Annotated in this window: 19 protein-coding genes; 11 read left to right on the top strand and 8 right to left on the bottom strand. The window is 62.0% G+C overall.

The window, feature by feature from the left end; translation table 11 throughout:
- Positions 1–80: 80 nt before the first annotated feature.
- On the bottom strand, positions 81–1,697 hold the full coding sequence (locus HTY61_RS02175; protein ID WP_175275250.1) for a trimethylamine methyltransferase family protein: 1,617 nt from the start codon (positions 1,695–1,697) through the stop codon (positions 81–83).
- Between the two features lie 232 nt (positions 1,698–1,929).
- Here HTY61_RS02175 and HTY61_RS02170 point away from each other — a divergent pair, with 232 nt between their 5' ends.
- Positions 1,930–2,970 carry an SIR2 family protein gene (locus tag HTY61_RS02170; protein ID WP_175275249.1) on the top strand — a complete coding sequence of 347 codons (1,041 nt, stop codon included), beginning with the start codon at positions 1,930–1,932 and terminating at the stop codon, positions 2,968–2,970.
- 538 nt (positions 2,971–3,508) lie between these two features.
- Complete coding sequence (locus HTY61_RS02165; protein ID WP_175275248.1) at positions 3,509–4,321, top strand: hypothetical protein; 813 nt, start codon at positions 3,509–3,511, stop codon at positions 4,319–4,321.
- Between the two features lie 376 nt (positions 4,322–4,697).
- Here HTY61_RS02165 and HTY61_RS02160 read toward each other — a convergent pair whose 3' ends face one another.
- The gene (locus HTY61_RS02160) at positions 4,698–5,159 is read right to left on the bottom strand and encodes a glyoxalase superfamily protein (protein ID WP_175275247.1); all 462 of its coding nucleotides are present in this window, start codon (positions 5,157–5,159) and stop codon (positions 4,698–4,700) included.
- Positions 5,160–5,423: 264 nt separating this feature from the next.
- The gene (locus tag HTY61_RS02155) at positions 5,424–7,010 is read right to left on the bottom strand and encodes a trimethylamine methyltransferase family protein (RefSeq protein WP_175278380.1); all 1,587 of its coding nucleotides are present in this window, start codon (positions 7,008–7,010) and stop codon (positions 5,424–5,426) included.
- A 266-nt stretch (positions 7,011–7,276) separates the two neighbouring features.
- Between HTY61_RS02155 and HTY61_RS02150 the strand changes: the two genes are divergently transcribed.
- Positions 7,277–7,975 carry a corrinoid protein gene (locus HTY61_RS02150; protein ID WP_175275246.1) on the top strand — a complete coding sequence of 233 codons (699 nt, stop codon included), beginning with the start codon at positions 7,277–7,279 and terminating at the stop codon, positions 7,973–7,975.
- Between the two features lie 118 nt (positions 7,976–8,093).
- On the opposite strand, the gene HTY61_RS02145 is transcribed toward HTY61_RS02150, so the two are convergent.
- Complete coding sequence (locus HTY61_RS02145) at positions 8,094–9,185, bottom strand: glycosyltransferase (protein WP_175275245.1); 1,092 nt, start codon at positions 9,183–9,185, stop codon at positions 8,094–8,096.
- 115 nt (positions 9,186–9,300) lie between these two features.
- On the opposite strand from HTY61_RS02145, the gene HTY61_RS02140 reads away from it, so the two are divergent.
- The 7 genes from HTY61_RS02140 (at position 9,301) to HTY61_RS02105 (ending at position 16,615) form a co-directional block, all read left to right on the top strand.
- Positions 9,301–9,924, top strand: coding sequence for a DUF1638 domain-containing protein (locus HTY61_RS02140; protein WP_175275244.1), 624 nt, complete (start codon positions 9,301–9,303; stop codon positions 9,922–9,924).
- Positions 9,925–10,006: 82 nt separating this feature from the next.
- A complete protein-coding gene (locus tag HTY61_RS02135) occupies positions 10,007–10,657 on the top strand; it encodes an exopolysaccharide biosynthesis protein (protein ID WP_175275243.1) in 651 nt (216 codons plus the stop codon).
- 123 nt (positions 10,658–10,780) lie between these two features.
- Entirely contained in the window at positions 10,781–11,092 is a 312-nt protein-coding gene (locus HTY61_RS02130) for a virulence factor (RefSeq protein ID WP_175275242.1), read from the top strand.
- Positions 11,089–11,991: a methylenetetrahydrofolate reductase gene (locus HTY61_RS02125; protein WP_175275241.1), complete on the top strand. Its 903-nt coding sequence runs from the start codon at positions 11,089–11,091 to the stop codon at positions 11,989–11,991. The genes HTY61_RS02130 and HTY61_RS02125 overlap by 4 nt, the downstream gene beginning before the upstream one ends.
- A gap of 12 nt (positions 11,992–12,003) precedes the next feature.
- Positions 12,004–12,951: a methyltetrahydrofolate cobalamin methyltransferase gene (locus tag HTY61_RS02120; RefSeq protein WP_175275240.1), complete on the top strand. Its 948-nt coding sequence runs from the start codon at positions 12,004–12,006 to the stop codon at positions 12,949–12,951.
- A gap of 9 nt (positions 12,952–12,960) precedes the next feature.
- Entirely contained in the window at positions 12,961–14,988 is a 2,028-nt protein-coding gene (locus HTY61_RS02115; RefSeq protein ID WP_175275239.1) for an ASKHA domain-containing protein, read from the top strand.
- A 628-nt stretch (positions 14,989–15,616) separates the two neighbouring features.
- A complete protein-coding gene (locus HTY61_RS02105; RefSeq protein WP_175275237.1) occupies positions 15,617–16,615 on the top strand; it encodes a GlxA family transcriptional regulator in 999 nt (332 codons plus the stop codon).
- Positions 16,616–16,624: 9 nt separating this feature from the next.
- Here the strand turns inward: HTY61_RS02105 and HTY61_RS02100 are convergent, their stop codons facing one another.
- The 4 genes from HTY61_RS02100 to HTY61_RS02085 all read right to left on the bottom strand — a co-directional run bounded on the left by HTY61_RS02100 (position 16,625) and on the right by HTY61_RS02085 (position 23,040).
- On the bottom strand, positions 16,625–17,455 hold the full coding sequence (locus HTY61_RS02100) for a DUF1194 domain-containing protein (protein ID WP_175275236.1): 831 nt from the start codon (positions 17,453–17,455) through the stop codon (positions 16,625–16,627).
- A gap of 107 nt (positions 17,456–17,562) precedes the next feature.
- Entirely contained in the window at positions 17,563–20,124 is a 2,562-nt protein-coding gene (locus tag HTY61_RS02095; RefSeq protein WP_175275235.1) for a GcvT family protein, read from the bottom strand.
- 189 nt (positions 20,125–20,313) lie between these two features.
- Positions 20,314–20,577, bottom strand: a complete 264-nt coding sequence (locus tag HTY61_RS02090) for a hypothetical protein (RefSeq protein ID WP_175275234.1) — start codon at positions 20,575–20,577, stop codon at positions 20,314–20,316.
- A 111-nt stretch (positions 20,578–20,688) separates the two neighbouring features.
- Positions 20,689–23,040: a mechanosensitive ion channel family protein gene (locus tag HTY61_RS02085; protein WP_175275233.1), complete on the bottom strand. Its 2,352-nt coding sequence runs from the start codon at positions 23,038–23,040 to the stop codon at positions 20,689–20,691.
- A 221-nt stretch (positions 23,041–23,261) separates the two neighbouring features.
- Between HTY61_RS02085 and HTY61_RS02080 the strand changes: the two genes are divergently transcribed.
- On the top strand, positions 23,262–24,521 hold the full coding sequence (locus HTY61_RS02080; RefSeq protein ID WP_175278379.1) for a sarcosine oxidase subunit beta family protein: 1,260 nt from the start codon (positions 23,262–23,264) through the stop codon (positions 24,519–24,521).
- Positions 24,522–24,527: the final 6 nt, after the last annotated feature.

The raw sequence follows: 24,527 nt of genomic DNA, 5'->3' as shown, positions 1-24,527 counted from the left end.
GACCGCACGGTCGTCGATGGCGCGCCGAACGGAGCGCCGTGTGTTCTGCGAACAAGCGATGGGATACGCTGCAATCGTCATCAGAAATCCGTCGGCGCGCCGCCCTCTTGTTTCCTTCTTGCCACGAAGTCGGCCAGCTCCTCGCGGATCGCCTCGTCCATCGGCGGCTTCTCGTATTCGCCCAGGATCTGCTTGCAGAGCCTGTTCGCCCGCTGCACCGTCGTCACCGCGCCCCGGTCCTCCCAGTTCTCGTAGTTCGACCAGTCCGACAGGAAGGGCGAGTAGAACGCCGTCTCGTAGCGGTCCTGCGTGTGCTGGATGCCGAAGAAATGCCCGCCCGGCCCGACCTCGCGGATCGCGTCCACGGCGATGTCCTCCGGCCCGGTGGTCAGCGGCCTGAAATAGGCGATGAACTGCTGCAGCACCTCGCAGTCCATGATGAACTTCTCGAACGAGGCGCACAGCCCGCCCTCCAGCCAGCCGGCCGCGTGGTAGACCATGTTGGTGCCCGAGGTGACCGCCGCCCACATCGACATCATCGATTCCCACGTCGCCTGGTTGTCCGGCGTGTTGGCCGCGCAGGCGTTCGACGAGCGCAGCGGCAGGCCGTAGAACCGCGCCATCTGGCCGGTGATCTGTGTGGCGCGCACGTAGTCCGGCGTGCCGAAGGCCGGCGCGCCCGTCTTCATGTCCACGTTGGAGGTGAAGGTGCCGATGCCGACGCCCACTCCCGGCCGGATGCATTGCAGCAGCGCGATGGCCGCGAGCGCCTCGGCGATCGACTGCGTCACCGCGCCCACCATCGTCACCGGCGCCATCGCGCCGGCCAGGGTGAACGGCGTCACGATGGTCGGCTGGCCGCGCCTTGCCAGCCGCATCGCGCCGTCCAGCATCGGCCAGTCGTGCTTGAGCGGCGAGGTCGAGTTGATGTTGGTATACATGCGCGGCGTCGCCTCGAACGCCTCTTGGGAAAGCCCGCCCGCGATGCGCACCATCTCCATCACGTCCTCGACGCGCTCCGGCCCCAGCGAATAGGCATGCGCCGCCTTGTCGGTCAGCGTCAGCTTGTCGTACAGGCAGTCGAGATGGCGCACCGACGGGTGGATGTCGATCGGCTCGACGGGATAGCCGCCGGCGAAGTGGATGCAGTTGAAATACTGCGTCAGCTTCAGGAAGTTCCGGTAGTCCTCGCGGTTGCCGCTGCGCCTGCCGCGCTCGATGTCCGAGCAGTTGGGCGGCGAGGAGATGTTGCCGAACACCATGTGCCTGCCGCCGATGGTGATGGTGCGGTCCGGGTTGCGCGGCGTCAGGGTGAACTCGGACGGCGCCCGCCCGAGCATCTCCATGACGAAGTCGCGGCCCATGCGCACGTTCTCGCCGTCGATCGTGCAGCCCGCGTCGCGCAGGATCTCCAGCGCCTCGGCATTGAGGAACTCGATGCCGATTTCCTCCAGCACGCGCATCGCCCCGTCGTGGATCGCCTCGACGCCTTCCGGCGGCAGCGGCTCGGTCGGATGGTCTGTGTTGATGACGTCGGTCCAGAGCGTCTGGCGGATCGCCGGTCCGCCGCGGCGCGTGTTTCCGGCCCGCCCGCCGCGCTTGCGCAGCCTCCCCGGCGCCGCCTCGGGCACGGCCTCCGAAAGCGCCTCCGAGATCAGCGGATCGGTGGGCTGTTCTGGATCGGCGTCCTCGTCCATTCGGTCCTCCGGCGGTTGGAGGAATTATCAGACCAGATTTTCAGAAACCGGACGCCAGAAATCCGACCGGGAGGGAAGAAAAATGCGACATGGTGCAAAACTGCAAATGCACACAACAGCATATCTCGCAACCGCGGATAAACCAGAATAGTGTGAGTATAAGCAAGGCGTCACACACCCGCTTATGCTAGATTCTTGTAAAGAAGGTTACCGGTTAGGAGCAGTGGAATTAATGGGTAACAGCAACCGGAAAAACGTTTTTATTGTCGGGGCTGGAGCAAGTAAGGAGTTCGGATTACCAACAGGTCCCGAGCTTACAGAAATCATTAGAGCAATATCAAGCGTCGCCGCCAGAAGAGATCAGATAAAAACGGCGAGCAAAGAATCATTATTATATGCAATTCGCCGATTGGCGGCTGAAAGAGATCCGGATAAACCGGACATAAATGGATTTTATGGCGCAGCCAGAATTATAGCAAATAATATGCAATTAGCACCCTCTATAGACAATTTCTTGGATACACACAGAGACAACGACTACATTGTCAATCTTGGGAAGTTATTGATTGCGATTACCATTCACGGTGCAGAAAGGTCTAGCCACCTCTACGTAAGCGGTGGTAATATCTACAACACAATAAACACTAATGATATTAAGGATACGTGGATCGCAAGGTTATTTGGAATTCTTGTATCACAAAGAGACTTCCATGAATTCATAAAGGCGCTAGACAACATTACATTTATTTCATTCAACTATGACAGATGTATTGAGCAGTTTTTCTTACATGCATCAAAGAGTTATTTTCATCTAGATAGCAGCAAATTGAATTGTGTACGTGAAGCACTGAATGTAATACACCCATACGGCTCCCTTGGCCAGTTAGAATGGAATCATCCAATTGACACCGGTTTCGGCGCAGATCTACATCCTGCAGAATTAGTAGCAAGCTCAAAGAAGATAAAGACATTCACTGAAGGAGCAGACTCGGAAATAATATCAGCTATTGATGAGTCATTAGCCGGGTCTGATCTAGCTATATTTCTAGGATTCTCCTTCCTCCCCCTTAATATGAAGCTACTATTGCAAGATAAGAAATATTCTTTCGATAGAGTTATAGGGACCGGAAAGGGTCTTTCGAATGAATCGAGAAAGATAGTTACCGAGGAAATAGCCTCCCAGATGACTGAGGGGTCCAAAGAGAGGATATCAATAATAGATGGGACTTGCTCGGATTTGTTCTATGAGCACTATAGATATTTGATGAAATAGGGGCACAAAAGATATTTTAATATCCGAGGTACTTATATAGTGAATTCGGGGTTGCCATCCAGCATTGACGATAGTCGTTGATCGTGACGATATTTTGGCCCTATGTCCTCAAACCGAATTCTTTGACCGGTAGATTTTTTGTTTCCCGGCGAAGGCGAAAGCTCCCAACCTGCTGCTTCCCGCACTGAGCTCAATCCGCCGCCGCCCCAAGTTCTCCTCCCTGCCCGCAAAGGATGTGGCCCATATTCGACTGGTCGGCAACCAACGACCGCAACCGCGACGCGCTCTTGCGCATGGTCGCGGTGCTGTTCGCAGCGCAGGCCTCGCCCTGAGCAGCAAGTCCACTTCGCGGCAGATTCTCGCGCATCCGGCGCGAAAATCCGACCGGGAGCAAGGCGGAAGCGACATGGGGCCATGCGTTGGATAACTTCCGCCCCGCTTCCCCGGAATTCCGGCATTCCCGGAAAAACTTGTCCACCGCCGGCGCACCGCCCCTACCCTGTTTCCGCCCGCAACAGGGGAAGAGATGGAGAAAGGCATGGAGTTCGACTGGAAACGGGCGGTGGAAAGGAACCTGGACGATCTGTTGCGGATCGTCGCGCGGCTGTTCTTCTTGGCCGGGATCAGGACGGGCCGCTCGCTGGTCTTCCTGCCGCGTTCCCTGCGCAGCCGCATCCTGTCTGTCCTGCGCCCCGCCGAGTTCGCCGCCCGCCGACTGATCGTCGTGGCCGCCTGCAAGCTGGAACGGGAAGTGAAACTTTCCCCGGAACGCGGCGAGCGGCCAGAAGGCAGCCGTGAGGGTCAATCGAACATCGCGCCAGAGGCCGGGGCGGACAGGGAGCCGGACGCAGAACCGTCCGACGCCGAGCTGCTCGACCTCTACCGCGACCGGCCCTCATTCGCCCTGTTCGACCCGTGGAAGCGGTACACGCCCTTCCTGTTCGATGTCACCGGGCTGGACGGCCCCTTCGGCCACGTCTTCATGGAATACGACGAGGACGGCGACACTTGGCCCGCCCCGGAGCGCGACCCCGACGAGCTGGTCGATGCCCGCGCGATTTCCCGCCGCATCCGGGCGCTGGCACTGGCGCTGGACGATCTCGATCGCCAGGCCGCCCGCCTCGCCCGCTGGAAGGCGCGTTTCGAGCGGGCCATCGAGAAAATCCGCGCCGCCGACGCAGGCGAGATCGACGGCCTGGCGCCCGACGCCGTGCGCAGGCCCGCGCCGTGGCGTTTCCGCCCGTTGCGGCCCGGCCTGCCGCCGGGCTGGCGAAGGCGCCCGCGAGACGAGATCGGGGAAGTGCTGAAGGAATGCCACACCCTGGCACTCGACGCATGGAACACGTCGTGAGCGCGCCTGTCCCCGAAACCCGCTCGCCGCAACGCCCCGGTCCCGTGGCACGGGGCCGGTTCCGCGCGCCCCTTTCGAAGCGCGGGAAACCGGCTTGTCCACAGGCCGGCACGGCGGTCCCCTTTCGGCCACATTGGCATATCAGGCTTCCGAAGACCGGCCATGATTCGCGGAATTCCCGCGCCGGGATCCCGCGTCTGCCGGCATCGAAACGCGCCGTGGCAGGAAAGGATCACGCGCCATGCAGCTCAGACCCATCGCCGCCTCCATTCTCGCGCTCGGCCTCTTCGTGGCGCCGCTGCTCGTCATCGCGGCGCTCGCATTGCGAAACGGCGGCTTCTAGGCGCCCCGGGCCGGGAAAAGCCGTCCTCCCCGGTCAGGCCAGTGCCGAGCTCAACGGCTGGATCACCAGCTGCGGTTCGCCGTCGCCGGTGCGCGCGGGCGAGATTCCCCGGTCGTCCACCGTGCCGCTCACCCGCCTGCGGAAGTTCGAGAAGCCGTCGAACGTCACCACGTCCACCGCTTCCTCCAGGTCCAGCGTCACCTCGAAATGGCTGCCGCCGGACATTTCGCGCACGGCGAGCACGCGCGCGGTGAAGGGCTGCTTCAGATATGTGCCGGAGACCGTGTCGCCGACCGCGATGCGGAAGTCCGGGTCGTTGGACAGCCGCGCCACGGCGGTGTTCCAGTCGCGGAAGCCGAGTTCGGCGGCGACGCGCTCCAGCGCCTGGGAATACGTGATCTTCACGCCGCGCGCAAAGAGATCCTGGCGCAGCGCCTTGGCGCGCTGCTTGGCCTCGTCGCGGGTGCGCGGCAGGTCTGGGGAAAGTCCGGGCATGATGCAGTTCCGTTTCCGTCATGCGGTCATGACATGCGGGCGCTCACATTGCCGCGCGACCGCGTTGCAAACGGGTCTGCTCGAAAGCCGGCCTGCGCCGGGAGGACTTCACCATCGCGAATGCGGTGAGCGGCGGGCGCCTCGTGCCCGCCGCGTCCTTATACCCGCCGGCCCGCGCGGTCAATCGCCGCCCGGCGAACCGGTGCGCCAGACCTCCCGGTGGATGATGTCGGCCACTTTCGCCCGGCCGTCCGCGGGCTTCCTTCAACCGAAGGCGTCGGGCATGGCCTCCTTGCGCTGGCGGATATAGGCCTGGAGCGCCTCGTCGATGCCCTCGTCGAGCGCCGGCGCCTCGTAGTTTTCCAGCCACTTGCGCGCCAGCGCGTTGGCCCGCTGCTCGGCCGGCTTGCGGCCCTCCATGTCCCACTGCTCGAAGGAGTTGTTGTCGGCGATCAGCGAACGGTAGAAGGCGTTCTCGAAATTCGCCCGCGTGTGGTCGCAGCCGAGATAGTGGTTGCCCGGTCCGACCTCGCGGATGGCATCCATCGCCAGGCTGGTCTCGCTCATGTCGACCCCCTCGGCGAAGCGTTGCTGCATGCCGAGCTGGTCCACGTCGATCATGAACTTCTCGAAGCAGGCGACCAGCCCGCCTTCCAGCCATCCGGCCGAATGCAGCGCGAAGTTGGTTCCGGCGAGCAGCGTCGTGTTCAGCGTGTTGGCGCTCTCGTGCGCGGCCTGGGCATCCGGCACTTTCGAGCCGCACAGGGACCCGCCAGTGCGGAACGGCAGGCCGAGGCGCCGCGCCAGCTGCGCCGCGCCGTAGGAGACCAGCGCCGGTTCCGGCGTGCCGAAGGTCGGCGCGCCCGACTGCATGGAGATCGAGGCGGCAAACGTGCCGAACAGCACCGGGGCGCCGGGACGCACCAGCTGGGTGAAGGCCGCACCGGCCATCACCTCGGCGAGGATCTGCGTCAGCGTACCGGCCACCGTCACCGGGCTCATCGCGCCGGCCAGGATGAAGGGCGAGACGATGCAGGCCTGGTTGGCCCGCGCATAGACCTTGGCCGCGCCCAGCATGGTGTCGTCGAACACCATCGGGGAGTTGGCGTTGATCAGGTTGATGACGACGGTGTTGTTGTCCACGAACTGCTCGCCGAACAGGATCCGGCACATCGCCACCGTGTCCTCGGCCCGGTCCGGTGCCGTGACCGATCCCATGAACGGTTTGTCGGAATAGCGGATGTGGCTGTAGACCATGTCGAGGTGGCGCTTGTTGACCGGTATGTCCACCGGCTCGCAAACCGTTCCGCCCGAATGGTGCATCGACGGCGCCATGTAGGCGAGCTTCACGAAATTGCGGAAGTCCTCGATGGTCGCGTAACGCCGCTCGCCCTCCAGGTCGCGCACGAAGGGCGGGCCGTAGACCGGCGCGAAGACGGTCGCGTCGCCGCCGATCTGCACGTTGCGCTCGGGATTGCGCGCATGCTGGGTAAAGACCGACGGCGCGGTCTTGAGCAGTTCGCGGCAGAGCCCTTTCGGGAAATGCACGCGCTGTCCCCTGATGTCGGCGCCGGCATCCTTCCAGAGCCGGAGCGCCTCCTCGTCGTCGCGAAACTCGATGCCGACTTCCTCCAGCACCGTGTCGGCATTGGCCTCGATCCTGGCGAGCGCCTCCTCGTCCAGCACCTCGTAGACCGGTACCCGCCGCGTGATGTAGGGCATCGCGGCGGCGCGCTTGGCGCCACTGCGCGCCGCGCGACGCGCCGCGGCGCCGCCCGATGCACGCCGTCCGCCCCGTCCGCGCGGGGTCGGCGTTTCGGAAAGATCCGTGTCCTTGTCGGAACCCGTCATGTTGTCACCCTGAAGAATCATGTGCCTCGGCACCTCCGCACCCGGCCTGGTTGCCTCCGACAATGATCCGCAACGCGGCTTTTGGCCTTCCCATTCGCGCCAGCCATTGGCGTTGCCGCGACAAGGCGCACCGGTCCCCGCGAAGGCCACCCGGTCGCAAAAGAATTTGGCGCCGTCGCATTTGAAGCGCTTTTTTGATGATTTCCGTTTCAATATCCGGCAAAAACACGTCACCGGGTAAACCCGTCAGCACTGGAAGAACGCACATGTCCGACGATGAAATCATTTTGTCCGAACTGTCAGACGAAGAGCTCGTCCAGCAGATGCACGACGACCTCTACGATGGCCTGAAGGAGGAAATCGTCGAGGGAACGCAGATCCTGCTCGACCGCGGCTGGGCGCCATACGACGTGCTCACCGAGGCTCTGGTCGAGGGCATGCGCATCGTCGGCGAGGATTTCCGCGACGGCATTTTGTTCGTGCCCGAGGTGCTGCTGTCGGCCAATGCCATGAAGGCGGGCATGGCGATCCTGCGTCCGCTGCTGGTCGAGACCGGAGCGCCGAAGCTTGGCAAGATGGTGATCGGCACGGTCAAGGGCGACATCCACGATATCGGCAAGAACCTCGTCGGCATGATGATGGAAGGCGCCGGTTTCGATGTCATCGATCTCGGCATCAACAATCCCGTCGAGAACTATCTCGAGGCCATCGAGCGCGAACAGCCGGATATCGTCGGCATGTCCGCCCTCCTGACCACGACCATGCCCTACATGAAGATCGTCATCGACACGATGAAGGAAAAGGGCATTCGCGACGACTACATCGTCTTGGTCGGCGGCGCGCCGCTGAACGAGGATTTCGGCAAGGCCGTCGGCGCCGACGCCTATTGCCGCGACGCCGCCGTGGCGGTCGAGACGGCAAAGGAATTCATGAAGCGCAAGCACAACCAGCAGGCGACTGCCTGAACCTCGGCATTCCCGCCTCGCATTTGGCGGCCCGCTCCGGGCCGCCCTACCCCGTCTTCGCCCACCCTCGGTTCTCGGCGCACGATCGAATGGAAGTCGACCGGTAGAACCGTGACGATCAGTTGTCGCGCCAGGTAACGAGCTTGGTCACGGCGTAGTTGAACACGGCGCTCATCAGTGCGCCGGCGAATCCGGCCACCCAGGCCGACCAGTCCCATTCGAACAGCCGCACTGCGATCGACACGTTGGCAAGCGCGCCGATCCCGCAAACGAGGTAGAAAGTCAGCAGGCCGGTGACGAAACGCCAGCCCTTGAGCTTGCGATGGGCGTAGGTGACTTCGTTGTTGAAGATGAAGTTTGAGGTCATCGCGGCGAAGGTGGCGATAACCTGTGCAGTCGGAAATGCCATACCGATGCCGCCGTTGAGAGCGAACAGCATGGCCATGTGGACAAACAGGCCCGAGAAGCCGACGAGCCCGTAGAGCAGGAACTTCACCGGCAGCAGTCCGCCGGTGTAGCGCGATACGAGCAGCCCGAGAAACTGGACCGTCACGAGGAAGCCGAGCTTGCTCTCGCCCTCGACCCTCTCGCGGAACTGGAAAGGCACTTCCTTGATCTTCAGTTCGTGGCCGAACCGGCTGACGATATCGAACAGGATCTTGAAGCCGTCGCGTGACACGGAGCGCGCCGCCTTGTCGGCCACCTCGTGCCGCATCATGAAGAATCCGCTCATCGGATCGGTCGTGTAGGCACCGGTGATCCGGTTGGCCAGGGCGGTCGCCAGTTCGCTGCCCTTCGCACGCGTCTTCTTCTGGAATCCCGTCGAGGCGCTCCCGCCATCGACGTAGCGGCTGCCGATGACCAGATCCGCACCCTTTCTGATTTCCTCCAGCATGACCGGGAGCCGCGTCTCGTCATGCTGCATGTCGGCGTCCATCACCGCGACGACGGGCGCATTGGCTGCCATCATTCCCTCGATGCATGCACCTGACAGCCCACGCCGGTTGATCCGGTGCACGCAGCGCACATTCGGCTTCTCGCGGGCGATCGCGCGCGTGACGCTCGCAGTGCCGTCGGGGCTGTCGTCATCGACGACGATGATCTCGAAGGGAATCTCGCCCATTGCGTCCGCGATCTTGTCGACGATCAGCGGAATGTTTCTCGCCTCGTTGTATGCGGGCAATATGATCGACAGTTCGGGCGCTTTCATCCCTGCTTCCTGGTCGGTTTCGAATCGGTGTGCGTCATGTAGCGATTGCGCGCGATAGGCAACCGCTGTTATCCACACTATCTGTCAGCCATTGCTTAACAAAAGGCGGACCGCCATGACGGCACCGGCACAAAAGGTCAGGGTGATCGCTTGCGGCATGATCGCGAGAGAGATCTTGGACGTCTGCCGCATCAACGGTCTTGACTACATTTCGCTGACCTGCCTGCCGGCGGACTACCATCACCACCCGGAGAAGATCGCGCCCGAGACTGACAAGGCAATCCGCCGGGCCCGCGAGGAGGGCTACGAACACATATTCATAGGTTATGCCGACTGCGGAACCGGCGGAATGCTGGACAAGGTCTGTGCCGAGCACGGTGTCGAGCGCATCGCCGGTCCGCATTGTTTCTCGTTCTACCTTGGCAATGCGTCCTTCGAGGCGGCCGACGACGAGTACATGACCACCTTTTTCGTCACGGACTTCCTCGCCCGGCATTTCGACACCTTCCTCATGAGGCCGCTCGGTCTGGACCGGCACCCGGAATTGAAGGAGATGTATTTCGGCGCCTATGACCGGCTGCTCTACATCGCGCAGACCGACAATCCGGAGCTGACGGAGAAAGCGCGCGCGGCGGCTGAATGGCTCGGTCTCGCCTTTGAGCGACGCTTTACCGGCTACGGCGACCTGACGTCAGCTATGAAGGAGGCAGGACAATTGATAAAAACGCCACGGACGTAAACCAAATCGTGGCATTTCGGAAATATCGTTATCTGGCTGACACAATGATGTGTCATGGGCGCCTTGGGGGCAGACAAGTATCATGTTGCAAGAGAATCCGGAGCAGTTCGAACCGGCCGAAGCAACGATTTCCTTTGGCCATCCCCGCCCGCTCTCCAAGGTCTTGAGAGACCTCGCATCCGAGGAACGCGGCGTGATAACCGTCCGCCGGATGCGCAACGCACTTGCCGACCGCTCCTTTGCGACATTCCTGGTATTCACGGCAGGCCTGAACCTGCTACCCTTCCCGCCCGGATCGACACTCATCCTCGGTATTCCGATCGTCCTCGTCGCATTCCAGATGGTAATGGGATACCCGACGGTTTGGTTGCCTCGCTTCTTCCTTCGCCGTTCGCTCAGCCAAAAGGCTTTTCACAGGATGACAACCCGGCTGATCCCGTTCCTCGAGCGTTTGGAAAACTGGGTCCGGCCGCGGTATTGGCCGTTTCCGAGCGCCAAAAGCGCGGAGAAGGCCGTCGGCACCATAGCCCTGGTTTTTGGCATCGCCGTCGTCATTCCCATTCCTTTCGGCAACTGGCTTCCGGCACTTGCCGCTTTCATTTGCGGCATCGCCCTGTCGGAACGCGATGGCTTTTGGCTGACGATCGGCATCGCGACCGGCGTCATCGCCATTGGCATCATGGTTGGCGTGGTCATCGTTGCCCACGCCTTTGCCCATACCTGGCTGCTGTAGCCTTTCGCCAACCATCCTGACCGCGACACCGAACGCTGTCGCTTTTGAATTGCCCCGCGTCGTCGCGCAACAAGCCGAAGGCCGTGGCTTGCGTCATTGCTCATAACCACATGGAGAACAGCCATGGCTGACAGGATCATAGTTTACTGGCGCGACATTCCGGCTCAGGTGATCGTCCGGAAACGGCGCCAGACGGCAAGACGGGAGCTCCCGCTGCGCTTTACCGAGGCGATCGACATGTGTGCCATGCGCGTCGGCGCGAAGGATACCGATGCCTATCTCGCTGAATGGCGCAAGGCCGATCCCGTCGCGGTCGGTGACGATCTGGAAGCAGAAGCGGAAAAGGCGGCTGCGGAAATCGAGGCAACCTATACGAAGGAACGCTTGGTCGCCCTGGTGAAGAACGAGGGCTACGAGGAGGATACAGACGGATGAACGCGGTCAGCATTGAAACCGGCGGAGCCCCTGAAAAGATCGCGGCTTCGATCGAGATTTCGCCGAAACAGGCCATTGAATCCCCGGACCTGCCCGGACTGTTCCCTGCAGGCATCCGTGTCTACATCACGGATATCGGCTCGGACACCAACGATACGCTGGTCGCCGCCGCGCGCCGCGTGCATGATCTGGGCTACAAGCCGGTGCCGCATTTCGCCTCGCGTCGCCTGACCACGAAGGCGGCGCTCGAGGAACGCGTCAAGGCGATGACCGAGGATGCCGGCGTTCGCGACATTCTCGTCGTCGGCGGCGGGCTGGAGCAACCCGCCGGCGAGTTCTCCTCCACAATGGAAGTGCTGGAAACCGGTTTCTTCGACAAGTACGGCATCACCGATATAGGGGTGGCCGGACATCCGGAAGGCAGCCCCGACTTCTCGGAGGAAGTGGCCCTGGAAGCCCTGCGGTTGAAGAAATCATTCGGCGAACGCACCGGCGCGCGCATCCGGATCGTCACCCAGTTCGGTTTCGACGCCGAGAAATTCATCGCTTGGGCGGAAAGCCTGCGCGACCATGGCATAGACCTGCCGGTTCATCTCGGTGTCGCCGGCCCTGCCCGGATCACCACGCTGATCAAGTATGCCGCTATGTGCGGCGTCGGCAATTCGCTCGACTTCTTCAAGAAGCGCACCCGTTCGCTGGCGACCCTTGCGACAACCCATTCGCCCGAAAGCATCGTCGGCCCGATCGAGAGACACCTGCTCGCGACACCCGGTTCGGCAATCAAGCAGATCCACGTCTTCCCCTTCGGCGGAATCAAAAAATCGGCGGAGTGGCTTGAAGAACGAGGAACATGGGATATAAAGACATCTTTATATCCTTCTATGGAATCTAGGTCATAAGGACAGTCCAACATGGCTCGCACTATCGTCGCCTCGGCCACCAAGGAAATCGTCATCGGCTTCGACCAGCCGTTCTGCGTGATCGGAGAACGCATCAATCCCACCGGCCGCAAGAAACTCGCTGCGGAGATGGTCGAGGGCAATTTCGAGACCGTGAAGGCCGATGCCCTGGCCCAGGTGGCCGCCGGCGCCACCATGCTGGACGTCAACGCAGGCGTCACCGCAGTCGATCCGAATGCAACCGAGCCGGAACTGCTCGTCAGGACACTGGAAATCGTCCAGGATCTGGTCGATGTCCCGCTGTCGATCGACTCCTCCGTCACGGGCGCGATCGAGGCTGCGCTGAAGGTGGCCAAGGGCCGTCCGCTGGTGAATTCCGTCACCGGTGAGGACGAGAAGCTGGAAGCTATCCTGCCGCTTTGCAAGAAATACGATGTCCCGGTCGTCGCCATTTCCAACGACGAGACCGGCATCTCGGAGGACCCGGACGTCCGTTTCGCCGTCGCAAAGAAGATCGTCGAACGGGCAGCTGACTATGGCATCAAGGCAGACGACATCGTCGTCGATCCGCTTGTCATGCCGATCGGAGCCATGGGTACGGCCGGCCAGCAGGTGTTCCGCCTCGTGCGCCGCCTGCGCGAGGAGCTCGGCGTGAACACGACCTGCGGCCTGTCCAACATCTCCTTCGGCCTGCCGCACCGCCACGGCATCAACGCGGCCTTCATCCCGATGGTCATCGCTTCGGGGATGACCTCGGCGATCATGAATCCCTGCCGCCCGCAGGAAATGGAGATGGTCCATGCCGCGAATGTGCTCAGTGGCAACGACCCGGATTGCGGCAACTGGATCGTGAACTACCGCGATCACCAGCCGGCAGCCGCGGGCACCGCAACCGCGGCACCAGCAGGCCGCGCTGCGGGTCGTCGCGGCGGGCGCGAAGCGCGGCGTGCCAGGGCCTGACGGGAGCAGATGGCCGATCCCCTCATCCTTTTCATGCCCTCGGGAAAGCGCGGACGCTTCCCCGAGGGCACGACCGTTCTCGAAGCCGCCCGGCAGCTCGGCGTCTATGTCGAGAGCGTGTGCGGCGGCCGTGGCATTTGCGGACGCTGCCAGGTCGAGGTGCAGGAAGGCCAGTTCGCCAAGCACGGCATCACATCGGCCCAGGAACACCTCTCGCCTTTCGGCGCCAAGGAGCAGCGCTATGCGGAAAAGCGCGAACTGAAGCCGGGTCGCCGCCTGTCCTGCTCGGCAACGATCCAGGGCGATCTCGTCATCGACATTCCCCAGGATGTGCAGATAAACGCCCAGATCATCCGCAAGGCCGCGGATACCCGCGTCTTCGAACGCAAGCCGGCTGTCCAGCTCTGCTATGTCGAAGTCGACGAACCCGACATGCACAAGCCGCTCGGCGACCTCGACCGGCTCAAGGAAGCGCTGGAACGGGATTGGGGCTTTTCCAACATACTCGTCGACCAGTATCTCTACCCGCAGGTGCAGGCCATTCTGCGCAAGGGCAAATGGGCGGTCACCGCGGCGATCCACAAGGACGAGGAGACGGCCCAGGCAAGCATGATCGCCCTGTGGCCGGGGCTGCACAACGAGGCTTGGGGTATCGCCTGCGATATCGGTTCCACCACCATCGCGATGCATCTGGTTTCGCTGCTGTCCGGACACGTCGTCGCGTCCGCCGGCACGTCCAATCCCCAGATCCGCTTCGGCGAGGACCTGATGAGCCGCGTCTCCTATGTGATGATGAATCCGGACGGACGCGAAGCGATGACGCGGGCCGTGCGCGAGGCCGTCGACGATCTGATCGGCAAGGTATGCGAGGAATCGGGCGCCAATCGCAACGACATTCTCGACGCGGTATTCGTCGGCAACCCGATCATGCACCACCTGTTTCTCGGCATCGATCCGACGGAACTGGGCGGCGCACCCTTCGCGCTTGCGGTTTCCGGCGCGGTCCACACCTGGGCCGACGATCTCGGTCTCGGCGCCAACAAGGGCTGCCGCGTCTACGTCATCCCCTGCATCGCCGGCCATGTCGGTGCCGACGCGGCGGCAGCAGCGCTGTCCGAAGGTCCGCATCGCCAGGACGAGATGATGCTGCTGGTCGATGTCGGCACAAATGCGGAGATCGTGCTCGGCAACTCGGAACGGGTCGTGGCAGCATCCTCCCCCACCGGCCCGGCCTTCGAGGGCGCGGAGATTTCCGGTGGCCAGCGCGCCGCCCCGGGGGCGATCGAGCGCGTTCGCATCGATCCCGAAACCCTGGAGCCGCGCTTCAAGGTCATCGGCTGCGACCTGTGGTCCAACGAAAGCGGCTTCGCCGAAGCCGTGTCGAAGACCGGCGTCACCGGCATCTGCGGTTCCGGCATCATCGAGATCGTCGCCGAAATGTATCTGTCCGGCATCATCTCCGAGGACGGCGTCATCGACGGCGCCCTTGCGGCAAAATCGCCACGCATCGTCTCCAGCGGCCGCACATTCTCCTATGTCTTGAATGACGGCGACCCGCGGATCACCGTCACCCAGAACGATGTGCGCGCAATCCAGCTTGCGAAAGCCGCGCTTTATGCCGGCATCAAGCTGCTCATGGACAAGCTCGGCATCGACCATGTCGACGCGATCCGCTTTGCGGGCGCTTTCGGTTCCTTCATAGACCCGAAATACGCCATGGTGCTCGGCCTGATCCCCGATTGCGACCTGTCGAAGGTTTCGGCCGTGGGCAACGCCGCTGGCACCGGCGCGCGGATGGCGCTGGTCAATCGCGACTATCGACGCGAAATCGAGAATACCGTGCGCAGGATCGAGAAAATCGAGACCGCGCTTGAACCCGACTTCCAGTCGCACTTTGTCGCCGCCATGGCGCTGCCGAACAAGGCCGACCCCTTTCCCGAACTGGCGAAGGCCGTGCGGCTGCCACCGCGCAAGGTTCTGACCGAAGGAGCTACGGGCAGGCGCCGGCGCGAAGGCGGCCGCCGCTCACGGAGCTAGGCATCGAAAAGCGCGCCTTCCGAAGGGCATTCAGTCTGCGACATGTCAGGATGTCGCATTTTTCGGATTTTCCTTCGCAATTCGCGTTGCGGAAGGTCGCCAACGTATACATATTCGGGACCATGAGCCGTCCATGAGGGAACGTGATCCCGGTTGGTCCCAAACAACAGGGAACCGTTCTTATAATAGCCGGCCGTTTCTGCCAGCGGTGTGTCCAAAACACTGTCGAAACGGTCCGGACGCGAAATGGCTGCTCCGTGTGAACCGGCAATTGCATGGAGTGCAACTATGAACGCTTTCACAAGATTTTTCCGTCGCCGTCGAAATGCGGCCGCCAACTCGACCACGCTGTTCGAGCGGGCTCGACTTGCGCGAACAATGCCCGGCGAGACTGGCGCGCGCGCGGGTTCGCGCTATGGCTTCATCGTCAACTGATTTCGCAGGTCATTCATGATGACCGAAATGTCCCGCCGGCCGATCACCGACGGGGCTTTTTTGCATGACCGCCGACGAATTCGGCGAACGAGCAGCGAACAGCGCTCGGCTTTTTCGTTTGACCGGCACCAGTGAGGCTGGTTTTCTGTACGGATTGCGGTAACAAGCGCCGCTCGGGAGCGATGGTGGGAGGATGACAAACACACCGGCACCCCAGAAAACGATCGTTTTCTACATGATGCCCGAATTCACGATGATTGCGTTTACGGCGGCCATCGAGCCATTGCGCGGGGCGAACCGCGTGCTCGGCTACGAAGCCTACCGTTGGCGGCTGGCAAGCCGTGACGGTGGTCCGGTCGCCGCATCCAACGGCGTGGAGGTCAAGGTCGACACGAGTATCGAGGAGGAGCGCAAGCTGATGCTCGGTGAGCGGCGTCCCTCGATTGTCTTCGTCTGCGGTGGCACCAATATCGATCAGTACCAGTCGAAGTCGCTCTCGGCATGGTTGAGAGAGGAACACAATCGCGGCGTCAAGATCGGCGGGCTTTGTACCGGCGCGCATATCCTCGGCGCGGCGGGCCTCCTCAACAACAAGCGCTGCGCCATTCACTGGGAGAACCTGCCCGGCTTCCAGGAGGCATTCCCGCAGGTGAAGGTTTTTTCGGACCTGTTCGAGATCGACGGCAATGTCTACACCTGCGCCGGCGGCACCGCGGCCCTCGACATGATGCTGAAAATCATCGGAGAGGACTTCGATGACAACACGGTGAATCGCATTTGCGAACTGGTTCTCACGGATCGGGTGCGCAATCCGACCGACCGTCAGCGCCTGCCGCTGCGCGCGCGCCTGGGCGTGCAGAACGCAAAGGTACTCACGATAATCGAACTGATGGAAGCGAACCTTTCGGAACCGCTGTCGCTTGTCGAGATCGCCGACCATGTCGGGTTGTCGCGCCGCCAGATCGAGCGTCTCTTCCGCCAGGAAATGGGCCGCTCACCGGCCCGCTACTATCTCGAGATCCGCCTCGATCGCGCCCGCCATCTGCTGATCCAGTCGTCCATGCCGGTCGTGGAGGTGGCGATAGCATGCGGATTCGTCTCAGCCTCGCACTTCTCGAAGTGCTACCGCGAGGTCTACGCCAAGTCGCCACAGCAGGAACGCAACGAGCGCAAGCAGTTGATGGTTGCCTGACCCGGAGGTTTAGGGGTTCGGATCGTCGAACTGCCAACCGCGCATCTGCCATATCTTTTCCCCGATCAGGCAGTCAAAGGTGTCTTCCAGGACGAACTGGGCCTTGACCGGGGCTGGCCGCCTGACCGGTGCGGCATCGCCAATCTCCAAAACCAGCTTCCGCCGTACCGCTTCGGCAAACTGGTCCCAGTCGTTGACCGGGACCATGAATGCGCCCGGCCCGCCGATGACACATTTGGCATAATAGCGATCCAGGTCCTCGATGTGGAATTGCGATGCCATGCCGCCGCGCGTCATCATGGGCAGGCCGTTGATTGTGTAGCCCATCGCTACCGCCTGATCTCTCGCTACGGTGACCGGCATGCCCTGGTTGTTCGGACCGTCGCCGGATATGTCGATCACCTTGCGGTCGGCCTCCAGGGGCGCGGCCTGCAAGAGCCTGGACGCATGAGAGATGGCGCCGGAAATCGAGGTGCGCCGTTGGCCGACGCTCCGCGTCGCCAGCAATTGCGCTGCAATTCGATTCGCATCGGCCTGGCTTTCTATGATCGTCCAGCCCACAACCTCGCGTGAATGGCTGTCATTGGCCCATTCGAACAGGGTCACGGCAATTCGCCGATATGCCCCCTGGCGGATTGCTCGCACGACCTCGGGGCTGGCGATCGCCGAGGCGTATCCCTCGCGCTGGATGCGAAGTTCCTCGTATGACATCGAGCGCGAAACGTCCACGGCGAGGACCAGTGCCACGTCGACGCGCTCCTCGGCTCTTGCCGGCACTGCGTGGGCAAGGACCAAGAACAAGAAGCCGACAACCGGCTTGAAATATCCGGCATTTCCCATACGCCAATGATACGCCAAAAATCCCGCGGCGGCACATGGCGAATTGATGCCCTCGCCAAAAGGTGATCGCGCGCACTTCTCCGGGCCGGATTCGCCGCGCGCTTTCGTCAGCTTCGCGGCTTCAGGTTATCCGGATCGTACAACGGCTTGTAACCGACGGCTGCCACCTCGACCGGGAAGGTCTCGCCGAAATACTCCACCGTCAGCTTGCGCCCTTCCTGGCAGTAGGCCCATGGCAGATAGGCAAGCGCGATGTTCCGGCCGATCGTCGGCCCGTATGCGACCGAGGTGGTGTAGGAAAGCCGACCGAGCTCGTCCTTGAGTGTCTCCCCCGTTTCGGGATCCATGACCGGCATGGTGCCCACCGGATAGCGTGCAACGCCCTGCGAATCGACATTGTCCGTCATCACCAGGGTGCAAAGCATGGCCGGCTGGTGATCCCGGGCCCGATATTCGAGATGCTTCGCCTTGCCCCTGAAGTCGGCTTCCTTAACCTTCGGACGGGCGAGATCCGCCTCGTAGAGATTATACTCGGTGAGCAGGTCCGCGTTTTGCAGGCGCAGGCTCTTTTCCAGCCGGCGGCTGTTGGCATAGGTCTCGATGCCGACTGCCATCACGCCGGTTTCGCGCAACGCGTCCCATACGGCCAGCCCGTCCTCGTAGGCCATGTGCAGTTCCCAGCCTTGCTCGCCCACATATGAAATGCGGAAGGCGGTCACGTCCTTGCCGGCGATCCTGATCGGCCTGATCGCCGCGAACGGGAAGTTCTCGGGGTCGAGCCCGGCCGGTTTCTCCACGACCTTCTTCAGGATCGCACGCGCATTCGGTCCCCAGATGCCGATCGTGACGTATTTCTCGGTCACGTCCGTGATGGTGACGTCGAAGCCCCTGTCCTCGGCCACCCGGCGCATGTAGTGGAAATCGCGCGGACCGGCATCGGCACCGTCGATGACCCGGCAACGGTCGGCCATGCGGATCACCGTCAGGTCGGCACGTACCATCCCCTCGTCATCGAGGAAGTGCGTGTAGATGCCCTTCCCGATCATGTTGTCTCCGCCGATCTTGGCGGCGCACAGCCACTCCATCAGCGCCACATGGTCCGGCCCCTCGACGTCGTAGATCGCGAAATGCGAAAGGTTCACGATGCCGCAATCCTCGCTCATCGCCAGGTGCTCGGCATTCGACACTCGCCAGAAATGGCGATTGTCCCACTCGTTCTCGCGCACCGGGATCCGATCGCCATACTTCTCGAGAAGGTGTTCGTTGGCGGCATAGCCGTGCGCGCGCTCCCAGCCGCCGAGTTCCATGAAGTAACCGCCCAGTTCCTTCTCCCGCTCCCAGAATGGCGAGCGGCGCACATCGCGCCCCTTGGAGAAGGGCTCACGCGGATGGACCGCCGGGTTGTAGATCTTCATCGCCGTTTCGGTGCAGCGATCCCAGATGAACTGCTCCCCGGTCTGGTGCGGATAGAAACGGGAATAGTCGATTGCGTGGTGATCGATCTGCGTGCGACCGTCCGTCATCCAGTCGGCGATAAGCTTGCCCATGCCCGGAGCGTCCTTGACCCAGATCGCCACCGCGTACCACAGGCCCCGTACCTTCTGGCTTTCACCGATCGACGGGCCGCCGTCGGTGGTTACCTGCAGAAGCCCGTTGAAGGAATGGCTCTCGTTGTAGCCGAGCTCCGCCAGGATCGGCGTCAGCTCCATCGCCCGCTCCAGCGGCTCGATCACCTGCTCCATCTCGAGGTCGCGTTGCGACGGCGAAAGCCGGGCCTGATCCTTTTCAAGGATATCGCGCGGATGACAGAGGCGCGGATTGGTCTCCTCGTAGTACCCCCACTCGATCTGGCCGCCTTCCGGGGTCTTCGGATCGCCGGTATCGCGCATATAGGCCGAATTGCCCTGGTCGCGCAAAAGCGGCCAGCCGATATCCTTGCCCGTGCCCTCGAATTCCGTGTACGGCCCGAAGAAAGTCAGAGGATGGTCGACCGGCATCACCGGCAGGTCCTCGCCGGCCATTTCCGCGATCAGCCGCCCCCACAGACCGGCGCAAACGACCACGTAGTCGGCCGTGATGGTCCCGCGATGCGTCTTGACGCCCTTGATGCGGCCATTCTCGATGACGAGATCCTGCGCCGGGGTATTGGCAAAGGCCTTGAGCTTGCCGCTGGCAACGGCCTCGTCGACCAGCTCGCCCGCAACCGTCTGCGAACGCGGCGTCACGAGCCCGGCATCCGGGTCCCACATGCCACCCTGCACCACGCTTTCCTCGATCAGCGGGAACCTTTCCTTGATCTCGGCCGGACCGACCAGCCGCGCGCGCGTTCCGAAAGCCTTCGCGGAAGCCACCTTGCGCTTGATCTCGTCCATTCTCGCATCGTCGCCCACGCGGGCGATCTCGAGACCGCCAACCTTCGCGTAGCGCCCCCGCTTCTCGAAGAAGTCGATCGAATACAGCGTGGTCCAGCAGGACAGGAAATCATGGCTGGTCGCATAGCAGAAATCGGAGGCATGCGACGTCGAGCCGATATCGGTCGGGATCGCCGACTTGTCGATGCCCACTATATCGTCCCAACCGCGCTCGATCAGGTGATGGGCCACCGATGCGCCGACAATACCGCCCACGCCGATGATGACGACCTTCGCCCTTTCCGGAAACTGTGCCATTCCCCGCCACTCCGAGATGATTATCCGGCCAGACTATAAGGCGGTGCCGAGGGGCAATTGCAGCCTGTTTGCGACATTCCCAAAACGCCACGCGACCAGAACCGTGCAGCCCGGCCACGGCAAAGACAAAACCGGCGGCCCACTGGCCGCCGGCTGGCAATCCGGTTTCATTTCAGGACCACGATTCGGTTACTTTATCACCGCCTGTCCATTGACGATCTCGACCGTCTCGGGCCCGGCGAGCGCGGCGCGGTCCCCATTGGGCAGCGTCAGGAAACAGCCGCCGTTGCAGACCGTGACCGTTTCGCCGCTTGCAATGACGAACTCGTTCTTGATGCCACCCTCGGTTACGATAACCGTCACGCTGTCTGTGCCCTTGTTGGTAAGGCTGGCACCGCTGGCCGCACCGGTGGCGGCAAGCATCGCGATGACTGCGTATGAAACTGTTTTCATGTTATAGAACAATGCCCAGCAGGCACCGCCTCCTTTTTTGTTGCGGGGAACCCGCCAACTTGTACCTTGTATAGGGTTCCCAGCCTGAACCGAAGCTGAACGGCCGGAAAGCTAATCCTCGCGCTCTTTCCGCCTGCTCGCCTTGATCACGCCGAATTCGCTGTCGCCAGGCACGACTGTCGTTGGCATTGCCTCGGCATCGTTGACGATACGCAGATTCACATCGCGTTGCGGGAACGGAATTTCAATGCCCGCCGCCTTGAACCGCTCGAACACCGCGAAACGCACCTCGGAACTGACGGTCAGCATGTAGTTGATATCCGCCAGATAGGCGCGCAACTCGAAGTCCAGCGACGAGTCGCCGAAATTGGAAAACACCACGAACGGTTCCGGATTGCTGAGAATCCTGGGATGGTCTTGCGCTATGTCCATGAGTAATTCGCGCACCAGCTTCGGATCGCTGTCGTAGGAGACCCCGACGGGAATCTCGATACGCCCCAGCGTGTTGCGATGCGTCCAGTTGCCCACCGCCGAATTGATGAGGTCGGAGTTCGGCAGGATCATCGTCTTGCGCTGGAAGGTTTCGATCTCCGTCGCACGCACGTTGATGCTCTTCACCGTCCCCGAGATTCCGCCGGCCTCAATCCAGTCTCCGACCTTGAACGGGCGTTCGGCCAGCAATATCAGGCCCGAGACGAAATTCGACACGATGTTCTGCAGGCCAAATCCGATGCCCAGCGAAAGGGCACCGGCGACAAGTGCGAGTTGCGAGAGATCCAGCCCCGCGGCCGATACGCCGACGAGCCCCGCGATCGTTACGCCACCGTATCCGACCGCCGTCTTGATTGAATTGCGGACCCCGACATCCATCTTGCTGCGCGACAGCACATCGCCTTCGAGCCAGCGCTGAAACAGCCTCGTGGCATAGAAGCCGATGAAGAAGACGATGATCCCCGCCAGTATGCCCGTGATGGAGATCGTGATTGAACCGACGGAAAACTCCGTCAACGCGCCAAGCACCCAGCCCCGTATGTCGATCCACTTGAACCCCCACAGGAGAAACAGCACGGGCACGCCGATGGCGAGTATGGTCAGCGTCAGCAAAATGCCCGCAAAAAGGCCCAGCTGATCGATCTGTGGTTCCGAAAGCTCCAGGGCGGCACGCAGCCTCTCGCCGATCCTGCTGTGCGCCAGCGCGTGTTCCCGGGAAATCGCGTAGGCCGCAAGATAGCCGAGATACATGGTCGCCACGACCGCGCCGGTAATGACAAGCTGTTTGGATACGAATTCCGCGAACCCGACATAGCCTGTTAGAGCGGCGAGGATCAGCATGAGACCGGTAAGGGACAACAGGAGCCGGAACCAGGCCGACCAGCGTCCATCCGACCGTCCCTCGGATACGGGAAACGGGCGGACTGCCGCGATGATCAGGAGAATGACGCCCACTGCCACGCTGCTGATAAGGCTCTTCGCCACCGTGATCGGCAGGGAATCCCCGACCAGTTCCAGCATGGCGGACACCATTCCGTCGGCGACTGTCAGAACCGCCATGGCGACAACCAGCCATTTCAGCGCCAGCGCCGCACGATCCGACATCCGGACAAGGCGCCATGCAGGCAAGCGCGGCGCGAACACGGCTTCGGCCAGCCGCCATACGAGGATGATGGCTCCGATGCCGATGAACAGGTTCAGGAAGACAACGCCGATATCGCCGCGCATGACCCCGAAATAGGCATACAGCGCGTAGATAAGGACGAAGAACAACCACACTCCCACGGCCGGCACGAGCGTTCCGGAGAAACCGACCGTCAGCCGCGCGAAATAGCCCGGTTCTTCGGCTTCGGGATCGCGCCGTATCACCTCTCCGAACATCTTGCGGGCAAAAACGAGGAACAGCAGCGCAGCCGCAAGCGACAATATGGTTGCCGCCGCCATCGCGCGGGACTTGAAACGCCACGCGAAACTGAACCAGGAACTGACCTTGCTGACGAGGTCCGCGCGGCGATCCTTCAGGTCAACCAGCAGGTCGCTGCCGAAGGCCGCCGTGATATCGTAACGCTTGGACAGCGCAGAGGTGAACAGGTCGCGCCGCGCGCTCGAGATTTCGTTCGCCAGCGAGTTGGCACGGATCGACATCTCCTCGAGCTTGCCGAGCAACGTGTTCACCCGCACCCGTTCCTCCGCGAGTTCGGCACGCTGGTCCTGCAGCGCCTGGGGCTCGCCCCCCTGTTCCGGCACAGGTCCCAACTGATCGAGCCGCGCCCGGATTTCGGCCACGCGCGGTGACAGCTCGACGCCGGCGGCGATGATTTCCTTTCCGAGTAGCCGCAGCCTCTCGTTCAGAGCGACAAGCTTGCCGTCATTGTTGCGCGCCTCATCGAACGCATCGCTGATCAGAACCAGCTCGCGATCGTAGCGTTCGACGGCGTTCTCGATCTTGTCCAGTTGCTGCGCCCATGCCATCCCGGTCCAGGCGAGCAATAGAAAAACGGCAATGAATTTGGCTGGATGTCTCATTGACCGGCAGATAGCACAAAAAAGTACGGCGGAAGACTCCCCTATCCCCTCTTTTCCGTTGAAACCGCGCCGGTCGCGATGGCGCAAATCCGCGACGAAATTTTACAATGCAGCCTGTGCGGCGAATGTTTAGATTGATGAAACGTCGCATCGAGACCGAGGGGGCAATGGCGGAATATTCTGCCTGGCAGGTTCTGAAGAATGCGGTCACCGGCAATGCCGGCTGGCGTCCTGCCTGGCGCAAGCCGGAGCCGAAGCCGTCTTATGACGTGGTCATTGTCGGAGGCGGCGGTCATGGCCTTGCGACGGCCTACTATCTCGCGGCCAATCACGGCTTCACCAATGTCGCTGTATGCGAGAAGGGATGGCTGGGTTCCGGCAATATCGGCCGAAACACGACCATCGTGCGCTCCAACTACCTGCTGGAGGGCAATACGCCCTTCTACGAGCATTCGATGAAGCTGTGGGAGAATCTCAGCCACGAACTGAACTACAACGTCATGTTCTCCCAGCGCGGCATCATCAATCTCTGCCACACGCCGGCGCAGATGGACGAGGCCGCGCGACGCGGCAATGCCATGCGCCTCTTCGGCGTTGATGCCCGCATGGTCATGCCGGACGAACTCGCGAAACGGGTACCCGGTCTCGACCTGTCGCAAAATGCCCGTTTCCCGGTTCTCGGCGGTCTGGAGCAGCCGCGTGCCGGTACGGCCCGCCACGACGCGGTCGCCTGGGGCTATGCCCGCGCGGCCGACCGGCGCGGCGTCGACATCCTGGAAAATTGCGAGGTCATCGGCTTCCTTCGCGACGGCGACCGCGTGACCGGCGTGAAGACGACACGCGGCGAGATACGCGCCCGGAAGGTAGCCGTCTGCGTTGCCGGCTCCACCGGCCGGGTGATGAAGCTGGCAGGCATCGACCGCCTTCCGATCGAAAGCCACGTCTTGCAGGCATTCGTCTCCGAGTCGCTCAAGCCGATGATCGACACGGTGGTGACGTTTGGCGGCGGCCACCTCTACATTTCACAATCGGACAAGGGCGGCCTCGTCTTCGGCGGAGACATCGACGGCTACAACAGCTACGCACAGCGCGGAAACCTGCCCATCGTGGAAGACGTCATGTCCGAGGTCGTCGCGCTGTTTCCGGCCGCCGCCAAGGTGCGGCTGCTGCGTTCCTGGGGCGGAATCATGGACATGACGATGGACGGCTCGCCTATCATCACGACCGGACCGCTGCCGGGCATGTATCTCAATTGCGGCTGGTGCTACGGCGGCTTCAAGGCTACGCCGGCCTCCGGCTGGTGCTTCGCCCACACAATAGCGAGGAACGAGCCACATCCGCTGAGCGCCGCCTTCACGCTGGATCGCTTCCATCGCGGCCATGTCATCGACGAGAAGGGCCAGGGATCCTTCCCGTGGCGGCACTGAGGCAAG

Origin of the sequence: Oricola thermophila (genome assembly GCF_013358405.1) — a bacterium.
Lineage (GTDB): Bacteria > Pseudomonadota > Alphaproteobacteria > Rhizobiales > Rhizobiaceae > Oricola > Oricola thermophila.
Note: the sequence above shows the minus strand (reverse complement) of the source record. Positions and strands in the feature narration are given on the sequence as shown.